Here is a 16,264-nt window from a genome sequence, read left to right as displayed (position 1 = left end):
ATGACCGAAGACGAACGTTACGAAGCGGGATTGAGCGTGCGGCGCTCGGTCCTTGGCGATGCGCACGTCACGCGTTCGCTTGAGAACCGCACGGATCTCACGACCGAATTCCAGAACCTGATCACGCGCTACGCATGGGGCGACATCTGGACGCGCCCCGGCTTGCCGCGCCATACCCGCAGCCTCCTGACCATTTCGATGATGGTCGCGCTCAACCGCAGCGAAGAACTGGCGCTGCATTTGCGGGCAGCGAAAAACAACGGCGTCACGCGTGAAGAAATCAAGGAAGTGCTGCTGCAGACCGCCATTTACTGTGGGGTGCCGGCAGCAAACTCGGCGTTTCATCTGGCACAAAAGATCTTCGATGAGGACGATCGCGCGGCGTAGCAGTCGTCCTGGCAGTCAAACGAGATTCAGAAGCAAGGTGGAGATGAGCATGGCCTGACAAGGTGCCGTGCTGGATGCGTGACGGTTGGTTGGATGTTGTTTGCATGTTGTTTGATCAGGACGGCGACGTGGTGAACCACGCCGCCGTCTTTGCATTTGGGGTAGCGGGTTTTGGTTTTTCTGACCTTGCGTGTCTGAACACGCGCTCGACGTTTTAGCTCATTCAGGATACTCGCAAGGCGCGTCCCGGGATATCTCATCCTGGGCACTGGTGCCAAATAAACACGAATAGTCCGCATAAAACGCTCGAATCCTCTATCGAATGGCCTATCTCCCGTCGTTTTAAGAGTTTACTGATAGGGGAAATTTATCTTGACCTGTCACAGTGGCACACGAGCGTGCTGCCGGCTTTCTGCCTGACGGGAACCACATTGATCCGTGTCTGCTGGCTGCCGAGGCAAATCGGCGGCCATGTGCGTTCCTGCGCACGCTCAAGTCGCTGGTCCTGATCGATCGACCACCCGGGACCCGATGCCAAATGATTCCGAGGGCGCGTCCGCGCGTCCAAGCCTGAGAGAGCAAAAGAAATGAACAAGACGCAGCGCGTGGTATTGAAGAAGCAAAATGAGGTGTCCACTGGCCTGCGTAAGGCTGGCTCGCACGGTCTTTCGAAGATTGCGTGCTCCAGTCGGCGAACGAAAAAGGGCACCGCGATATTCCTGGCGCTCGCTCCATTCTCCTTGATGGCGGTGCCGCAAGTATCGAGCGCTGTGCTTGTCGACAACCTGGCGAAGGGTTCAAGCGAACGCGCTCAGGTCTATTCATCACAAGTGCGCGAGGCATTGAGCGCTGTTGCGCCACGTGCCTCCGGGTGGGACAGTGAAGGTGCCGGCCGGGTTGCGGCGGTTGCCTTATCCGCGTCCAGCCTTACACCGGATCAGCTGATCGTATCCGGGCCAATCGACGGCTCAACGCCTACCGCAGTGACCGGTACGAACGCGGTTGCAATCGGCGTGAACGCGCACGCGAACGGGGACTATTCCGTTGCTGCCGGCTCATATGCGAGCGCGGCGACAGGCTCGGTGGCGCTCGGAGCAGGGGTGTCGGCATCGGGCAGCGAATCCACTGCACTCGGCGTTCGCACCAGTGTTTATTCGGACCATGGACTTGCCATGGGCTGGCGCACGTCCGTCAATGCAGACGCCACGGATTCACTGGCAATTGGCTCGGGTGCGCAGGTTTATTCGGCGGCTGCCGGAGCGATTGGCAAGGATAACTCCGTGAATGGCGCGGGGACCTACGTGATTGGAAACAGTAACGTAGCATCAGGCGCGGATTCGTTCGTCCTGGGCAGCAACGTAACCGCGAGAGGACAGAACAGCATCGTGCTTGGCGCGAACAGCGACGGTTCGCTGGACAACGTGGTATCCGTGGGTGACGTCGGGTCGGAGCGGCGAATCGTGCATGTGGCGCCTGGGATCAGTGCAACGGACGCAGTCAACATGAGCCAGTTCAACGCGCTGGGCGAGAGGGCCAATGGATTTGTCGCGTATGACACTGCGGACAAGAGCATGGTGACGCTCGGGGGCCAACCGGGCGCACCTGCGGTAGCGCTCACCAACCTGAAGGCGGGCGCGTTGAGCGTACAAAGCAGCGACGCCGTCAACGGCGCCCAACTGAACGCGACCAATACGAACGTACAAGACGTTGCTGCCTCGCTCGCCACGCTGACGCGTGCGGAACCGTTGAAACTGTCGTACACGGACGACAGCAAATCGAACGTCGTGCTGGGCGGAACCGGCGGCACGATCTTGTCGAACGTGAAGGCGGGCGTCGCGGATCAGGACGCCGTGAACGTGGCGCAACTGAAAAGCGCAGGTCTGATCGACCCAACGGGTAATACGGTTGCTGCCATTACCTACGACTCAAAAGCGGATGGCTCGGTCAATCGAAGCAGCGTGACGCTGGGTGGTTCGGACGCCGTGGCGCCCGTCGCATTGCACAACGTCGCGGCCGGAGCCGTAAAAGCGGGCAGCACGGACGCGGTCAACGGCGACCAGTTGTTCCAGACGGCGCAACTTGTCGACGGCTTGCAGAACGGCGCCGCGCTCAAATACTTTGTATCGAACACAACGCTTGCCGCCGCATCCGCAAGTGGCCTCAACGCCACTGCGATTGGCGGTAATGCGCAAGCTATTGCCGGCAACACGGTTGCCCTCGGCGCGAACTCGGTGGCGGACCGCTTGAATAGTGTGTCGGTGGGCGCGGCGGGCAATGAGCGGCAGATCACCAATGTCCAGGCAGGCACTGCCGACACAGATGCGGTCAACGTTGGGCAACTGAAGAGTGCAGGTCTGGTCGATCAGACTGGCAAGGCAGTCACCGCGTTGGCTTATGACAAGAACGCAAGCGGTGCGACGGATTTCGGCAACGTCACGCTCGGACAGGGCATTGCCGGCGGCACGGCAATCCATAACGTAGCTGCCGGCACGCTTGCCACAGACGCCGTGAACCTGGGTCAGTTGAACGATATCGTTAGCCATGTCAGCAACTTCGTGACATCAAGCAGCGCGCTTTACAGTGCGGCCGGCGATACATCAACCGAAGCGGCGACGGCGAGCGGCACGCATGCCGTCGCGATGGGCGCGAACGCCACGGCCAGCGCCGCTAATTCGGTGGCGCTGGGGGCGGGCTCGCTGGCGGATCGCGCGTCGTCGGTATCGGTGGGAGCGGTGGGCAGCGAGCGGCAGATCACCAACGTAGCGGCCGGTACGTCAGCAACGGACGCCGTCAACCTGAGCCAATTAAACCAGTCAGCCAGTTCCACGCTCAATCAGGCCAACAGCTATACCGATCAGCGCTTCAATAATACCGACCAGCAAATTCGCGACCTCGACCGCAACACGCGCAAGGGGATTGCGTCCGCGTCGGCGCTCAACGTCGTGACGCCGTACCTGCCGGGACGAACGACGCTGAATGCGGGTGTCGCCGCTTATCGCGGGCAGGCGGCAATGGGTATTGGCGTTTCGCGCTGGAATGACAAGGGCAACATCAACTTCAATGGCGGAGTGTCGTCGTCGGGTGGCAACAGCACCATTGTGCGTGCGGGCGTGGGTTACGTGTTCGGCAGCTGACCAGCGTAGCGAATTGAACATTGCCGCCGTCACGGGCGGTACGCACAGCAAGTCCACGGAGCTTAATGCGCCGTGGATGTCACCGGGTCGAACCATGAAAAACATTATCCTCGCCGCAGCCTGCATCTATGCGCTGGCGGGCTGCGCCAACACGGAATTGCGTGACAGCCTGGGCATCCAGGACCCAACCGTTCTGCAAACGGGGTTCGGCACGCAGCAAAGCACGCAAGCGGGTGCGGCTGTTGAGCCTTGGGCGAGCGTCTACGGGCAAATTGAGAAACCTCGTGAGGTGCTTGTACAACTACAAGCACGGCTCGACCAACTGGATCAACGCAAGGCCAATTATTTCGGCTACAAAGACCAGTGCTGGATCGACGTGGCAAAAAGCGAGATCGATGCGGGAGATCGTTGGGGCTTTGTAGAAGAGTCTATCGGCGAGGCTGCGCACCTGACCGCCGGACTTGAAGGTACACAGCCGTTGTCGCCCGAAAACCCATCGCTGCGGACGGTCGCAGTGCTGCGTCCGGACCTGACGACGAGTCTGCAGGCGATCATTGCCGACCCGCGGTTTATCTATTGCCCGCAGGCGCAAAAGCAGACAGCATGCGCCGAAGTCAAGTTGATGCATGCGGGCCATGATGCGTGGACCCGCCGGTTCGACAAGGCAAAAATCAAGGTCGACAAGGTCGAGTCCACACTGGGTGAAGCGCGGCAGAGTCTTGACAGCTGCGTGATTCCGCGAGAGGACGTGGGTTCGTCCGACCCATTGCCCAAGCTTGTTGCGTTACCTGTCGACGCGTTGTTCGCGTTCAACGGCAGCAGCGTTGAATCCATCACATCGGAAGGCCGGGAGAGGCTCGATGGTTTGATCGCGGACGTGAAAGGAGACGGCGCCGTGTCGTCGATTACCGTGTCGGGTTTCACTGACCGCTTAGGCAGCGGGGCCTACAACCGGCGGCTCTCGCATCAGCGTGCCGAGACTGTCCGGCGTTATCTGGTATCGGGCGGCGTGACGACTGTGGTGCAGGCACGAGGTTACGGCCGGGCATCGCCGGGAACGGATTGCCGGATGCGCGACCGACGTGCGCTGGTGACTTGTCTGGCAAACGACCGGCGTGTCGAGTTGCGCTTTTTACACAAGGAAGATCAGGGGACGTGAAGGGGGGCGTGAAGGCGCACGGATTCACTCATCCACGCGCGTGTCTCCGGGACGGTTAGTTTGAAACGTATTTTTGGAGGACGTGGACGTTGCTGTGCAGGACGGGCAAGCGGCGCTATTGGTGGTCGCACATATGCATGCTCGCGAGCACGCGGAATCGTGAGAACGCGAGCGCATGCTAATCGCGGCGAAGCCTTCGACGTATGCAGCGGCGGCTCGGCTATCAGGAGCCGCCGCAGCACATGCTCAGGGCCTAGAACGCATAGTAAGGACCATTGCCCGCTGGTGTCGCACTCGCTTCGATCGCGGTAAAGACGCGTCTCCCGAAGAAGAAGGGCAGGCCCCAGTCGAAGTAGTTGCTTGCGGGTCCCGCCAGATTGCTGAGCGCGCTGTTGCCGGTTGCGAATAGCGACGTTGCGTTGCCCATTGTGAACGTCACGTTGCTCGTTGCCCCATTGATGCCGGCAACGGTCGCAGTCAGGCTTTGCACGGCGGTTGGACAGAACCAGAAGCCGCACGCCGGCACGGAGCTCAGCGCGAAGAACAGGCCATTCGATCCGCTGTCGATGTAACTCGTGCTGTAGGTTTGCCCCTGAAAGGCGGTCGAAACAAACCCTGTTATCGAGTTACTCGGGAGGACCTGAGCGCTGCCAAGCAGATTGTTCGACTGTGAGCCGATTCCGAACGTCATGGTGCCGGTGACACTCGCTGCGCCGGTGGCGGCGACCGCGGGAAGGTCGATGACAAGGCCATTGTTGTCGGTGGCGAATCGGCTTATTGGATTGGTCACCTGCTGTGCAACTGGCAACGTAGCTGCTACGCACGCGCCCGACGAGCAGCCGTAGTACCAGCGTGGCAAGGCGGTCGTGGCGCAGCCGCTGCCGCAGTCGGCGGTGAACGGCCCTACGCCGAGAATACCGTTGCTTCGCAGCGCCGTAGCGGTCAGCATCGGCAGGCCCGAGTTACTGCAGTCCGTGGGCACGGCCGGAATAGCCGGGTCCGCGATGACCTGGATCGATGTCGCCGCTGCCACCTCGCCGGCCAGATGCACGTCGGCAGTCCGCACCGAACCCCATGTGTATCCCGAGCCGAATACGGTACAGCTTGCCGCGGTCGAACCCGAGCTGGCCGCAACGGAGGGCAGCATCACAGTTGGCGCAAGCGCCGAAGCAAGGATGCGTAATCCCTGCGATCCCGTATCCACCTGGATATTGTCGATCGTCTGGCACGTGCTTGTTCCCGGAACGCAGATCGTCACGCTGGTTTGCAACATGTTGCGAGTACCGGTCGCGATCTGTGCAACGGTAATAGGCAGCACGTTAGGCGTGGTCGACTGAGCGACCGTGTTGGCTGGTGCGCTCGCAGGTGTAGCAGGTTGGGCGGGTGTCGCGGCAGTAGGCGTGCTGGCAGCGGATGCTCCGCTCGATGCCGGCGGAGCACTTGCGGCGGTCGGGGAACTTGCCCCGGCTGCCGCGGCGCTGGTTGAATCATTACTGCCACCGCCGCCGCCACCGCAGCCGGACATCGTGACGCTAACGGCAACGATCGCCGTGATAAGTACGCAGGTCAGGTTTCGCATGGTTACCTCTAGTCAATGTCTGCTGCCGTGACGCCGGCCGGCAACGCGCTGGGGAGCCAGGCACGGCCGCTGAAGTCGCGCAAGCGCACTGCCGTTTCCACCATGAGATCACTGCTGCTCACCCTTGATGAGTGCAGCCCGCTCGCATTGGGTAGCGCCGCGCTCGCTTCTTGCGTATACCGGCCGAACCAGGTGCCGAGCAGTACCGCGATATCGGGCATGGCCGGGCCGTCCCAACTGACGGCATAGACCTGTCCCGAGGAAGACACGTACTGGCGTACACGAATCTGATTGGCATCGGTCGATTCCTGCCAGCGCGCCGCGCTGTTCGCGGCTTGATGCAATACCGGAGGAGCGGCATCCGCTGTGTTTGACGAACTCGATGTGCCCGTTGCAACGATCGCGACGGTGGCGCCAAGTTGTGCGTGTGCCGGTCCGCTTGCCGCAATCACCAGCGCGGCAGCAGTTGCCCGAAGAGGGGTGAGGGACTTGATGTGAGGCATGGTGTTACTCCGTTCTCGTGGCCGTTCTTGTTATCTAGAATTAATTTTAGGATATGAGTGCCTCAAAAAACATGGATAGGAATTGTCTTGTGTGGTCTTTAAAAACGTCTCAAAAATTAGTTAAAAGTGCTTATTAAACAATGCGTTGGTTGCGAAAATTAGGCTAGGACAAAGCAAGAGCAATTGTCACAAATTGTCTTGATGGTCATCGCGAGAGCGATTTATGAGATTGAAGGTGGACTTCGGCGGACGAAAAAAGGAAGCCGGGCAGCACGTCGGAACGCATGTTCGGAAGCGTGCAGGAGTGGCCTGATTCGCCTGTCCGGATGCGCGATGCCCGTTCAAATTTCCCGGCATGGAATTCATGCCCGGGCGACCTCGCGGGTGCCGTGTCATCCGGGCCGTACAACGTCAGGGACACTGTTTTTGCACGACGGCGCGTCGGACCGGTAAAATGCTTGGTTGATCCACGGAAAACGCCGTGGCGTAGCGGAAGGATTTCCCAAACATGACAGATTTTCGTGTGAACAAGCCCGCTTTGAAGGTCGCAGCCCTCTTGATGGTGGGAGGCCTTGTTGCCGGATGCGGTACGTCGTCTCCCGATGCAATCAATTACAAGAGCGATGCCCGGGCAAAACAGGCTTCCCTCGCTGTTCCGCCCAATCTGCTCGACGAAACGGGGGATCAGCGCTCTTTGCCGCCGCAGGGCGGGCAGGCGTCGTTATCGGACCTCCAGCAAGTGCAGAAGGTCGCGCCGAACGCGCCTACGGTCATCCCGCCCGTGTCAGGCATGCATATTCAGCGTGACGGCACGGAGCGCTGGCTGGTCATCGACACCAGGGCGCCAGATCAGGTCTGGCCTCAGATTCGTCGTTTCTGGCAGGAACAGGGTTTTCTGCTTGTCGTGGACGCGCGTGACAAGGGCGTCATGGAAACCGACTGGAACGAAACCCATCCGCAGATCTCGGACGGGCTGATTCGCAATACGCTTTCAATGGCAACAGGCAACTCATACGTTGCCGCCGAACGCAACAAATACCGCACCCGGCTCGAGGCAGCGCCGAACGGCGGAACGTATGTGTTCATCAGTCAGAAGGGCATGCGCGAAGCGCTGACGGGAACCAATAACGATCAAAGCCAGTGGCAGGCCAAGCCTAACGATCCCGCCCTGGAAGGCGAATACCTCAAGCGCTTGATGGCTAACCTTGCACTGGCCGACGCGCGTCAGGCCAGCGGCCAGACCGGCGCGACCGACGCTGCCATGGCTGCGGCCGCGGCAGCGAGCTCACCCGCGTCCACTACTGCAGCGCAGAGGGCGGCACAGAACGTCGCCCTTGCCGCACAGACGCCGATCCAGGAAGACGTGGTGCCCGAAGCCAACTCGGTTGAGATCAACGTGCCGGAGCCCTACGATCGTGCCTGGCTGCGTGTGGGTCTGGCGCTCGACCGTACGAACTTCACCGTCGACGACCGTGATCGTGGCCGCGGCATTTATTTCGTCCGGTATGTCGACCCGAAGGACATGACGTCGGCGGAGCAGGGCTTCTGGAACCAGGTGTTCCACGGTAAGAAAGAGAAGCTACCCAAGAACTACGAGATCAACGTGCGCGCGCTGACAGAGACACAGACGCGTGTGTCGATCATCGACAGCAAGGGTAACGTCGATTCCTCGCCGCAAGCGCGCCAGATCATGGGCTTGCTCGACGACCAGTTGCATTGAAGCGCACCGCAGAGTTTCTGCGGACTGGTTCAGGAGGCTGAGTCAGCAGGTTGAATCAGTAAGCTGAATGTCACCGAAAGACCGCGCGTAATGCTTGACCCGCGACTAACCCGCCTGAAGTTCAGGCGGGTTTTTTTGCGTCCGAAATTAGTTGAAGCACTTGATGAAAATGCCTTTTGCGTTCAAATGCGCGGTAACGCGCGCGAGTGAACATGGTCTCCGCGTTACGCTTCGGGCGAAGGACCTTTGAGGGAAGGAAGCGGATCTTTCATGATGCCGGTGTCACGTTACAGCAGTAGTTACATTGTTCGGTCGGGCGCTGTTTCTACTTTTTTATGTGCGGGAAAGCTTATAGGAATCAATCGCATAGGGATTACATTGCATCTGTGGCATGTAATCTGCATGGTGCCTGCGCGAAGCGGCGTACGTGCTTCACGTCGCCATATGTCACCAATTTTCTTTTCACGAATTGCGGTCCGCTGGCCAAGCGGATCTCGATGGCCCCGTCGCCTATCCTCGTAGGGCGACGGCTTTTGCCCGCGCTCCCCAAAGGGAACGCGGGCTTTTTTCTGGTCCATTCAAAAGCCGTTTCAGCGAGCGTGTGACGTCGACGCTATGCTTGATCCTTTAATCTGGAGTCAAGTCATGACGGAAATCGCCGTGGTCGCAACATTCGTCGCCAAACCGGGCAACGAAGACAAACTGAAGGAAGCGCTACAGGGCATCGTGGCGCCGACGCTCAAGGAACCAGGCGCGGTGCAATATGACCTGCATCGCGACATCAAGGAACCACGTCGGTTCGTATTCTTCGAGCGCTGGCTAAGCGAGGCGGCTCTGGCCGAACACAATCAAACGCCGCACATCCAGGCGCTCGGCAAAACACTGCCGGACCTGATCGAGCACGGTGAAATTAACGTAGTGGCAAAGCTCTGAGCCGCTGAATCGGGCACGCGGTCACCGGTGCGTCCGCGCGGCAATGTCTCCGTGCTTGGTGGCCCTAACCCGCGGCCCTGACAACACCACAGCCTTTACCTCGCCAGCCCTTAATGAGTCTCGTGCGGCACGTCGAGAATCAGGATGATGGTCCAGTCGGCGTCGCCGTCATGATGGTACTGACGTTCGGCCACGATAAACGGCTGTTGTTTGCCGTCCGGGCCAAGAAACAGCACGTCGCCTTCCATGGGCAGGCACTCCACGGGCGGCAGCGCGAGATATGCGTCCTTGTCCTTTGCGTTACGCGGCATCAGCTTTTCAATCTTGCGTGATGCTGCTTCGGTCCATTCAATATCCAGCTGGATGTTGCTCATACGATCCTCCGCACACGGGTGCGATTCAATTTATCGACGCGGAATGTAGCATACGCCGTGGCGGTGAACGCATAGTCGCCTGAAGTCGTCGATAACAAACAAAAGCCGGATACAACGCGTCGTGCGTCGTATCCGGCTTTTTTCGTCCAACGGCTAACGTTTGCGCGCCGTTGCGACGCATAAACGCGATTGCTTATTCGGCCGTGCCTTTCGAATGCTTCATGCCCGACTTCTTGTGATGCGTGGCGCCCTTGTGCATCGGCATTTCGGTCTGCATGTTCGACTGGCGTGCCTGCAGGTCCTGCGCGCGCTGCTCGATATCCGAGATTTTGGCCGGATCCGTACTCATCATGACGCCCTGATCGGATTGCGCAAACGCCGCGCTGGTCATTGCGCTCAGGGAAAACAAGACTGCCAGGGACATTTTCTTCATTGTTACCTCCATAGACTCGTTGAACCCGGGTTGGCCTGTCCCGATTGGCGAGACATTACACGCTGCGTAGCAAATACCGATCCTGCCCGCGAATCGTTACATGTAGTTACAGTGCCGTTACATTTCAGCAATGACACTGCGGTTCGACTCTAACAGAGCATCAGCCCGGCCAGTCGATTGACTGAACCGGCGATAATACCGGCGAAGCGCATTGCTTTCTAGTACTGAATTTCGAGATGGGTAACGACCTTGACACATCACTGATAACACCAGGTCGCTTTGCTTCGATTCAAGCTTCGATTCAATATAGCCCCAATCTCCGGTACACCCGAAAGCGTGCGACGCCGACCAGTTCATGCAGGGCAGTTTCAGTATCGATGAAACCGCGCCGGCGGGGAAAGAATGTCGCTTCGGATTGCCGCACATTGCTGGTGAACGCTTGCGTGTCGAGGCCAAAAGCGCTGAAGGCAAGCAATGACCGTTGCATGTGATAAGCGGACGTAATCAGCACCAGGGTTTCGTCGCGTTCCGGCTGCACGATGCTCGCGACATTGCGAGCGTTCTGGTACGTATTGAGGCTTTCGTTTTCGAGCACGAGATCGCTGGCGCTCACGCCGCGAGCGAGCAGGAAGGGCGCATAATTATCGGCTTCAGCTTGTTCATGATGCTGCGGATTACCGCCGCTTACGATGACACGGCAAGCGCCGCCTGCGCGCCGGCACTCACGATACAGCTCGGCTGTGACAACAATACGCGTGAACGCATCACGTTTTGGAACCAGGCGTTTGTCGTCGTCGTAACGCGTGCCGCCGCCCAGCAGGATAAAAGTCGTTCGCGATGCGAAATGCACGTCCTGCGGTCTCGACTTCTGTTCGAACCCGCGCTGCGCAAGGTGAAGCAGCGGCGCCGCGAGCCAACTCGCGCCCAGCGCCCAGAACAGCACGACGCAAACAAGCGCGACCGCGCGCCGGCGTTGTCGCCAAACTGCGAACAGTGCAAAGAAAAGCAGCAATAAAGTTATAAGAACCAATTTGGTTTGAGGTAACGTATAGGTTTTCGAGATAATCCGCTTCGTGGTCATCGCATTCGTGAGAATGCATCGCCGGAACTGCGGAACGCGTGGTGTAGTGCGCGTTTAACGGGCGCTCGGAATTATAAGTAGCGGTAAGCAGAAATAAGCAGCACCTAGCGCAAGCGGCGGCTGCGAGTTCCGGTCAGGGGCCGCGAAGTCGGCATTTTGACTGGTTTCGGGGCGTGCCGCGTTTAGTCGGTGCCGCTGGCAGTCAGTTACTGCCATGTGGCGCCGTCACGGCTGCACTGGAAGATATAACGAGATGACCACGTATTCAAACGAAGCCGTACTCGAAGCGCTCCGGCGAGCTCAGTATCGTCAAGTTCCGTGGGCAAGACGCCCTAACGTTTTCAGCCATCTACGCGACCTGGGCCTGCTGGAACTGGTCCGGCAACGCACCGTTGCACCCGCTCCCGGTTTTCACGCGCCCGTGGACATTGCGGTAGTAACCGAGCGGGGCAAATTCGAATTTTCCCGGCTCGCGCGAGACGAGCGTTCGATGGACTGGGACCTGCATCGCGCAGCGCCTTATTCTCCGGCCGTCATTCAGGAACCCCTGGCCGAAGCACGCGCTTAAAGCGCTTCCAACCTTCGCGCTGAAGCAGTCTCGCGCGTCGAGCGCTCCAGTGCCGGGCAAACGGTTGCGGCAGCGGTAGCGCCACTTCTGCGTCGAATGGGTCAGGCTGTGAAAGCGGCACGCTCATGACAGCGGCAAAATTCCGACAAAAAAAAGCCCGTATCACGAGGATACGGGCGTACCGGATCTACTGCTGCCACGCTGTGCTCATGGCATAAGGTCGGACTGGCGCGATGAGGAAGGGTTCCCGGAAGGGCACTCCATCGACCGAATATGATTTCATTGCGCAGTATGCCGGTGGCTTTGCACGCTTGTCCGGTGACTTGTGCGTTTCGACCGCTCCTCAGTGCTTACGCGGGCGACCTCCGCGATCCGGTTCCGGCCGTGCTCGCGCATTACTCGCGATATCGCCTCGTAAATCCCCACGCGGCGCGGTTTCGGTCATATCGCTGCCACGCACTGGCTCCTTCCTCCAGGCTTGCGGACTGGCTTGCGTATCCGCGCGCAGCGCGAAGTTGCCCGCTGCCGGTTCCGCGTGCACCGTAATTGCCGCCCCCAGCGATGAAAGCACAATGCCGCATACCACCAGTGACATTGGTTTCATGATGAAAACTCCCCTTCGGACCGGTATTGGTCCGCTAGCCAACTTCACAAGCTATGCCAGCGCACGAAAGCATGTTGTAAATATTGGTAAAGAGTTGTTTCCCGGGTTTCCTGACTGGGCGCAACAAATCGTCGCGGGGCGCATGTTTGAGCGGCCGCAATGTCAATGTGCGTGGAGGTAATGCACGCCATGCGCTCCCTTTCGATGAACGAAAGGCGAGCGCCTGCCGGCAGATTTTTGACTGACTAAACGGTCTGCGAGTGCAGACCGGTGGCTCATCACTCGAGGAGAGACATCGGTGGGAGCCGGGATAAAACGCAGGAAACCTGCGCGCGGGTGCTTCGCGTAAATTTAGCCGCACAGCCTGGCCGTACAGCGACCGACCATGCCGCTTACCGCATTGGGCCGGCTGTCAGGCCATCTTGACCGGCGCGCGCCACGATTCCGGATTCGTCCAGAATGCGCCACGCAGACGGTCGCGGCTCGGCGGTGCAGGCGGTTTCGCGGCGGTGGAACCGATCCGGCCCCGCAACGACACCTCACGACCATTGCTGCCCAGCCGTTTCACGATTTCGGCGAGCGTACCATCTGCTTGCCATTCGTCGAACCGTCGACGGCAAGTCGGCGGCGACGGGTAGCGGCCCGGCAACTTCGACCAGCCTTCGCCCGTGGACAGAACCCACAACACGGCATTGACAACAGCGCGTGCTTCCACACGCGGACGGCCGCGCCGTTCGCTGCGTGCCGGTTCTGCGCAAAACAAGGCCTCTACCAGCGCCCACTCGTTATCTCTTAGATCGTCGAACATCATGTTTCACCTCAGCGAAGCTAACCCCGGTGCGCTGCCCCGCGCCGCGCACTCTGGTCGGAATTCGAAGATCGAACCCAGGTAAGGTCGGAGCAGACATTGCGACGGACGATTTGCGTTTAAAACTGCAATGGCGCCGACCTCTGCGCAAGTAAATGCGAGAACCGTGCCATGCGTGTATCGATCGGCCGGAAAGCCTCGCGGCAGTAGGCTGGCGCGGTGCCAGCATGGGCCGTATGAGACGCTATAAGTGCAGTTAATGAAATCGGGACAATCACCAATCAAGTGCAATAAGCCCATCCTGCGTGCGCGAATGCATTTCTGCTGCACCGCAGCGCGCCCCTTGATGAAACCGTTTTCTTGACCGACCTTGATCTACAATTTGCATCTATGAGATGGATTGATGAGGGAAGGGTATGAGCCGAGCGCTCAATGTGACGTTGCGCCAGCTACGCGTGTTTATTGAAGTCGCCAGGCTGCAAAGCTTTAGCCGCGCCGGCGATGAAATCGGCCTGACGCAGTCGGCGGTGAGCCGGTGCGTGCGTGAGCTCGAGGGGGAAATCGGGCTGAAGCTGGTCGACCGGACCACCCGCGAGGTGCAACTCACCGACGTTGGCACGAATCTCGTGGGCAGCGTGTCGCGGCTGCTCTCGGACCTTGATGAAGCACTCCGCGAAATCCGCGATCTCGGTCAGCAACGGCGCGGACGGGTCATTGTCGCGGCCAGTCCGACCGTGGCGTGCCGTCTGATGCCGCTCGTCATTTCGGCCTGTGTCCGGGAATTTCCGTTGATTTCACTGGGTTTGCGTGACGACCTCCAGAGCGACGTGATTCGCAAGGTCAAATCGGGCGAGGTCGATTTCGGTGTGGCGATCGGCCCCTACGCCAATGACGACCTGTATGGGGAAGTCGTGATGACCGACTCGTTTTGCGCGGTTGCGAGACGGGATCATCCTCTTGCCGCGGCGCAGGAGGTACCGTGGGCCGCATTGTCCGGCGAACGTCTGGTCATGCTGGACCATGCTTCCGGAAGCCGTCCGATTATCGATGCCGTGCTGCGTGAGCATCATGTCATTGCCGACGTGGTGCAGGAGCTGGGTCATTCCGCTACGGTGTTCGGGCTGGTGGAGGCGGGTGTCGGCATTAGCGTGCTGCCGTGGCTGGCCCTGCCGTTGCCGGCGAACTCGTCACTGGTCGCGTTACCGTTGGTGCCGCGGGTCGAGCGAACCGTCGAGCTGGTGCGGCGGCGCGACCGGTCGTTGTCGCCTGCCGCCGAGTCGGTGTGGGGCCTGGTCGCCGGATTGCCGAAACGCGTTGAAGAACTGGCTTAGCCCATCGCTCGATCGGGTTGGTCGCTAGTGCGTGGGCCATTCCGGAGCGATATCAGCGGTTTGCGCTATTGCACGCCCAGGCAAGCCCGCGAAAGGGCGCAAGAACTGGCCTGATGGCTAACGCACGCGCCGTACAGCGCTTTTCGGAGGGCGTCGCGTTAGACTTTCGCTTTATATCGGTGGAGGCGGCAATGAGCGAGTCTGAAGGGGCGGTTATCTCGGAACTGGGTGCGCTGGCAAATGCACATACAAGCGCACATGTAAGCGCACAGGCCGAAGGCGAACGTGTGCCGAATGCACGTGACGCCGTCCGTGCGTTGCGCCCGTCGCAGATTCGTGAGGTCGCCAATGCGGGTTTCGGTGTCCCGGACGTGCTGCCTTTCTGGTTCGGCGAATCCGATCAGGTCACGCCGCTGTTCATCCGCGACGCCGCCAGCCGTGCGCTTGCCGACGGTGCAACCTTCTATACGCACAATCTGGGCATCGCGCCGCTGCGCGAAGCGCTTGCCGGCTACGTCGGCAAGCTGCATGGCGCCACCCGGCCAGCTGAAATTGCCGTGACAAGCGCTGGCGTCAACGCACTGATGCTGGCGACGCAGCTGGTCGCAGGCGCAGGCGACCGTGTGGTGGCGGTCACCCCGCTGTGGCCGAATCTCGTGGAAATTCCCAAGATTCTCGGCGCTACAGTGGAAACGGTCGCGTTGACCTATGGCGCCAACGGCTGGACGCTCGATCTCGACCGGCTGCTGGCTGCTCTCACGCCCGGCACGCGCATGTTGATGATCAACTCGCCGAATAATCCCACCGGCTGGGTCATGACACGCGAGCAGCAGCAGGCAGTGCTTGACCGGTGCCGGCAGCTTGGCATCTGGCTGGTCGCCGACGAAGTCTACGAGCGCCTCTATTACGGCGATGACGCCGCGGTCGCTCCTTCGTTCCTCGATCTGGCAAGCCGTGACGAACGGGTAATAGCAGTGAATTCGTTCTCGAAGGCCTGGCTGATGACGGGCTGGCGGCTCGGCTGGATCGTCGCGCCCGAGCGCCTGATGGAGGATCTCGGCAAGCTGGTCGAGTACAACACCTCTTGTGCGCCTTCGTTCGTCCAGATGGCCGGGATCGCTGCGGTGCGGGACGGCGAGCAATTTACACAAGCGCTGGTCGCCGACTTGCGCGCCAGCCGCGATTACCTTGTGACGGCATTGCAGCGGATTCCGGGTATCGATGTGCGGGCGCCAGCCGGTTCCATGTACTTGTTTTTCAGGCTGCCGGGTGCGAACCGCAGCCTGGAGCTGTGCAAGGCGCTCGTGCGCGAGAGCGCGCTCGGACTTGCGCCTGGCAGCGCATTCGGTCCAGAAGGAGAGGGGTTTGTGCGCTGGTGCTACGCTTGCGACACTGCCCGCCTGGACGCCGGGGTTGCACGTCTGCGAGCGTTCATGGAAGCGCACCCGGCCGGGTGAGCGGGTACGCGGCTAGGGGCTGCAGGTTGGCGGAGAGCAAGGGGCGGGGTAATACAGGGACAGGACAAGGACGGGGGGCAGGGTTTCGGTTTCGGAAGGCCACCAGACGTGAGTCTGGGGGCGACCCAATGTTTCACCTTTACGCACCGTTTGTTTTTGCGTAATATGCGTCCAGTCACGCGCTTCCGCCTTG

The 16,264-nt window shown here is 60.1% G+C and carries 15 protein-coding genes; 8 read left to right on the top strand and 7 right to left on the bottom strand.

Annotation, left to right across the window (positions count from 1 at the left end):
• From pcaC to ACSQ36_RS11730, 3 genes are all read left to right on the top strand, one after another.
• Positions 1–387 (top strand): 4-carboxymuconolactone decarboxylase, encoded by a 387-nt coding sequence (gene pcaC / locus ACSQ36_RS11740; protein WP_436182027.1) that lies wholly within the window; start codon positions 1–3, stop codon positions 385–387.
• A 587-nt stretch (positions 388–974) separates the two neighbouring features.
• Entirely contained in the window at positions 975–3,521 is a 2,547-nt protein-coding gene (locus ACSQ36_RS11735) for a YadA family autotransporter adhesin (RefSeq protein ID WP_436182026.1), read from the top strand.
• A gap of 94 nt (positions 3,522–3,615) precedes the next feature.
• Complete coding sequence (locus ACSQ36_RS11730; protein ID WP_436182025.1) at positions 3,616–4,680, top strand: OmpA family protein; 1,065 nt, start codon at positions 3,616–3,618, stop codon at positions 4,678–4,680.
• A 253-nt stretch (positions 4,681–4,933) separates the two neighbouring features.
• Here the strand turns inward: ACSQ36_RS11730 and ACSQ36_RS11725 are convergent, their stop codons facing one another.
• Positions 4,934–6,259, bottom strand: a complete 1,326-nt coding sequence (locus ACSQ36_RS11725; protein WP_436182024.1) for a DUF3443 domain-containing protein — start codon at positions 6,257–6,259, stop codon at positions 4,934–4,936.
• Between the two features lie 8 nt (positions 6,260–6,267).
• Positions 6,268–6,762, bottom strand: coding sequence for a DUF2844 domain-containing protein (locus ACSQ36_RS11720; RefSeq protein WP_213761678.1), 495 nt, complete (start codon positions 6,760–6,762; stop codon positions 6,268–6,270).
• A gap of 508 nt (positions 6,763–7,270) precedes the next feature.
• On the opposite strand from ACSQ36_RS11720, the gene bamC reads away from it, so the two are divergent.
• Both bamC and ACSQ36_RS11710 read left to right on the top strand, forming a co-directional pair.
• Positions 7,271–8,482 (top strand): outer membrane protein assembly factor BamC, encoded by a 1,212-nt coding sequence (gene bamC, locus ACSQ36_RS11715; RefSeq protein WP_436182023.1) that lies wholly within the window; start codon positions 7,271–7,273, stop codon positions 8,480–8,482.
• 645 nt (positions 8,483–9,127) lie between these two features.
• Positions 9,128–9,415, top strand: a complete 288-nt coding sequence (locus ACSQ36_RS11710; RefSeq protein ID WP_213761676.1) for a putative quinol monooxygenase — start codon at positions 9,128–9,130, stop codon at positions 9,413–9,415.
• Positions 9,416–9,525: 110 nt separating this feature from the next.
• On the opposite strand, the gene ACSQ36_RS11705 is transcribed toward ACSQ36_RS11710, so the two are convergent.
• From ACSQ36_RS11705 to ACSQ36_RS11695, 3 genes are all read right to left on the bottom strand, one after another.
• Positions 9,526–9,789 (bottom strand): hypothetical protein, encoded by a 264-nt coding sequence (locus tag ACSQ36_RS11705; protein ID WP_031358965.1) that lies wholly within the window; start codon positions 9,787–9,789, stop codon positions 9,526–9,528.
• Between the two features lie 193 nt (positions 9,790–9,982).
• Entirely contained in the window at positions 9,983–10,222 is a 240-nt protein-coding gene (locus ACSQ36_RS11700) for a hypothetical protein (protein WP_213761675.1), read from the bottom strand.
• A gap of 301 nt (positions 10,223–10,523) precedes the next feature.
• Positions 10,524–11,252, bottom strand: a complete 729-nt coding sequence (locus tag ACSQ36_RS11695) for a YdcF family protein (protein WP_436182022.1) — start codon at positions 11,250–11,252, stop codon at positions 10,524–10,526.
• A 304-nt stretch (positions 11,253–11,556) separates the two neighbouring features.
• On the opposite strand from ACSQ36_RS11695, the gene ACSQ36_RS11690 reads away from it, so the two are divergent.
• Positions 11,557–11,871, top strand: a complete 315-nt coding sequence (locus ACSQ36_RS11690; protein ID WP_213761673.1) for a hypothetical protein — start codon at positions 11,557–11,559, stop codon at positions 11,869–11,871.
• Positions 11,872–12,214: 343 nt separating this feature from the next.
• Here the strand turns inward: ACSQ36_RS11690 and ACSQ36_RS11685 are convergent, their stop codons facing one another.
• Together ACSQ36_RS11685 and ACSQ36_RS11680 are read right to left on the bottom strand one after the other, a co-directional pair.
• Positions 12,215–12,475, bottom strand: a complete 261-nt coding sequence (locus ACSQ36_RS11685) for a hypothetical protein (RefSeq protein WP_436182021.1) — start codon at positions 12,473–12,475, stop codon at positions 12,215–12,217.
• Between the two features lie 412 nt (positions 12,476–12,887).
• Positions 12,888–13,286: a transposase gene (locus tag ACSQ36_RS11680; RefSeq protein WP_213761671.1), complete on the bottom strand. Its 399-nt coding sequence runs from the start codon at positions 13,284–13,286 to the stop codon at positions 12,888–12,890.
• Between the two features lie 413 nt (positions 13,287–13,699).
• On the opposite strand from ACSQ36_RS11680, the gene ACSQ36_RS11675 reads away from it, so the two are divergent.
• Positions 13,700–14,614, top strand: a complete 915-nt coding sequence (locus ACSQ36_RS11675) for a LysR substrate-binding domain-containing protein (RefSeq protein ID WP_436182020.1) — start codon at positions 13,700–13,702, stop codon at positions 14,612–14,614.
• Positions 14,615–14,805: 191 nt separating this feature from the next.
• Positions 14,806–16,071 (top strand): pyridoxal phosphate-dependent aminotransferase, encoded by a 1,266-nt coding sequence (locus tag ACSQ36_RS11670; RefSeq protein ID WP_436182019.1) that lies wholly within the window; start codon positions 14,806–14,808, stop codon positions 16,069–16,071.
• The last annotated feature ends 193 nt before the right edge of the window (positions 16,072–16,264 follow it).

Origin of the sequence: Caballeronia sp. LjRoot34 (genome assembly GCF_964253815.1) — a bacterium.
GTDB lineage: Bacteria > Pseudomonadota > Gammaproteobacteria > Burkholderiales > Burkholderiaceae > Caballeronia.
This window is presented reverse-complemented; position numbering and strand designations above follow the sequence as displayed.

Coding starts and splice junctions, on each gene's coding strand:
- pcaC (WP_436182027.1), top strand. CDS start 1: ATGACCGAAGACGAACGTTACGAAGCGGGATTGAGCGTGCGGCGCTCG.
- ACSQ36_RS11735 (WP_436182026.1), top strand. CDS start 975: ATGAACAAGACGCAGCGCGTGGTATTGAAGAAGCAAAATGAGGTGTCC.
- ACSQ36_RS11730 (WP_436182025.1), top strand. CDS start 3,616: ATGAAAAACATTATCCTCGCCGCAGCCTGCATCTATGCGCTGGCGGGC.
- ACSQ36_RS11725 (WP_436182024.1), bottom strand. CDS start 6,259: ATGCGAAACCTGACCTGCGTACTTATCACGGCGATCGTTGCCGTTAGC.
- ACSQ36_RS11720 (WP_213761678.1), bottom strand. CDS start 6,762: ATGCCTCACATCAAGTCCCTCACCCCTCTTCGGGCAACTGCTGCCGCG.
- bamC (WP_436182023.1), top strand. CDS start 7,271: ATGACAGATTTTCGTGTGAACAAGCCCGCTTTGAAGGTCGCAGCCCTC.
- ACSQ36_RS11710 (WP_213761676.1), top strand. CDS start 9,128: ATGACGGAAATCGCCGTGGTCGCAACATTCGTCGCCAAACCGGGCAAC.
- ACSQ36_RS11705 (WP_031358965.1), bottom strand. CDS start 9,789: ATGAGCAACATCCAGCTGGATATTGAATGGACCGAAGCAGCATCACGC.
- ACSQ36_RS11700 (WP_213761675.1), bottom strand. CDS start 10,222: ATGAAGAAAATGTCCCTGGCAGTCTTGTTTTCCCTGAGCGCAATGACC.
- ACSQ36_RS11690 (WP_213761673.1), top strand. CDS start 11,557: ATGACCACGTATTCAAACGAAGCCGTACTCGAAGCGCTCCGGCGAGCT.
- ACSQ36_RS11685 (WP_436182021.1), bottom strand. CDS start 12,475: ATGAAACCAATGTCACTGGTGGTATGCGGCATTGTGCTTTCATCGCTG.
- ACSQ36_RS11680 (WP_213761671.1), bottom strand. CDS start 13,286: ATGATGTTCGACGATCTAAGAGATAACGAGTGGGCGCTGGTAGAGGCC.
- ACSQ36_RS11675 (WP_436182020.1), top strand. CDS start 13,700: ATGAGCCGAGCGCTCAATGTGACGTTGCGCCAGCTACGCGTGTTTATT.
- ACSQ36_RS11670 (WP_436182019.1), top strand. CDS start 14,806: ATGAGCGAGTCTGAAGGGGCGGTTATCTCGGAACTGGGTGCGCTGGCA.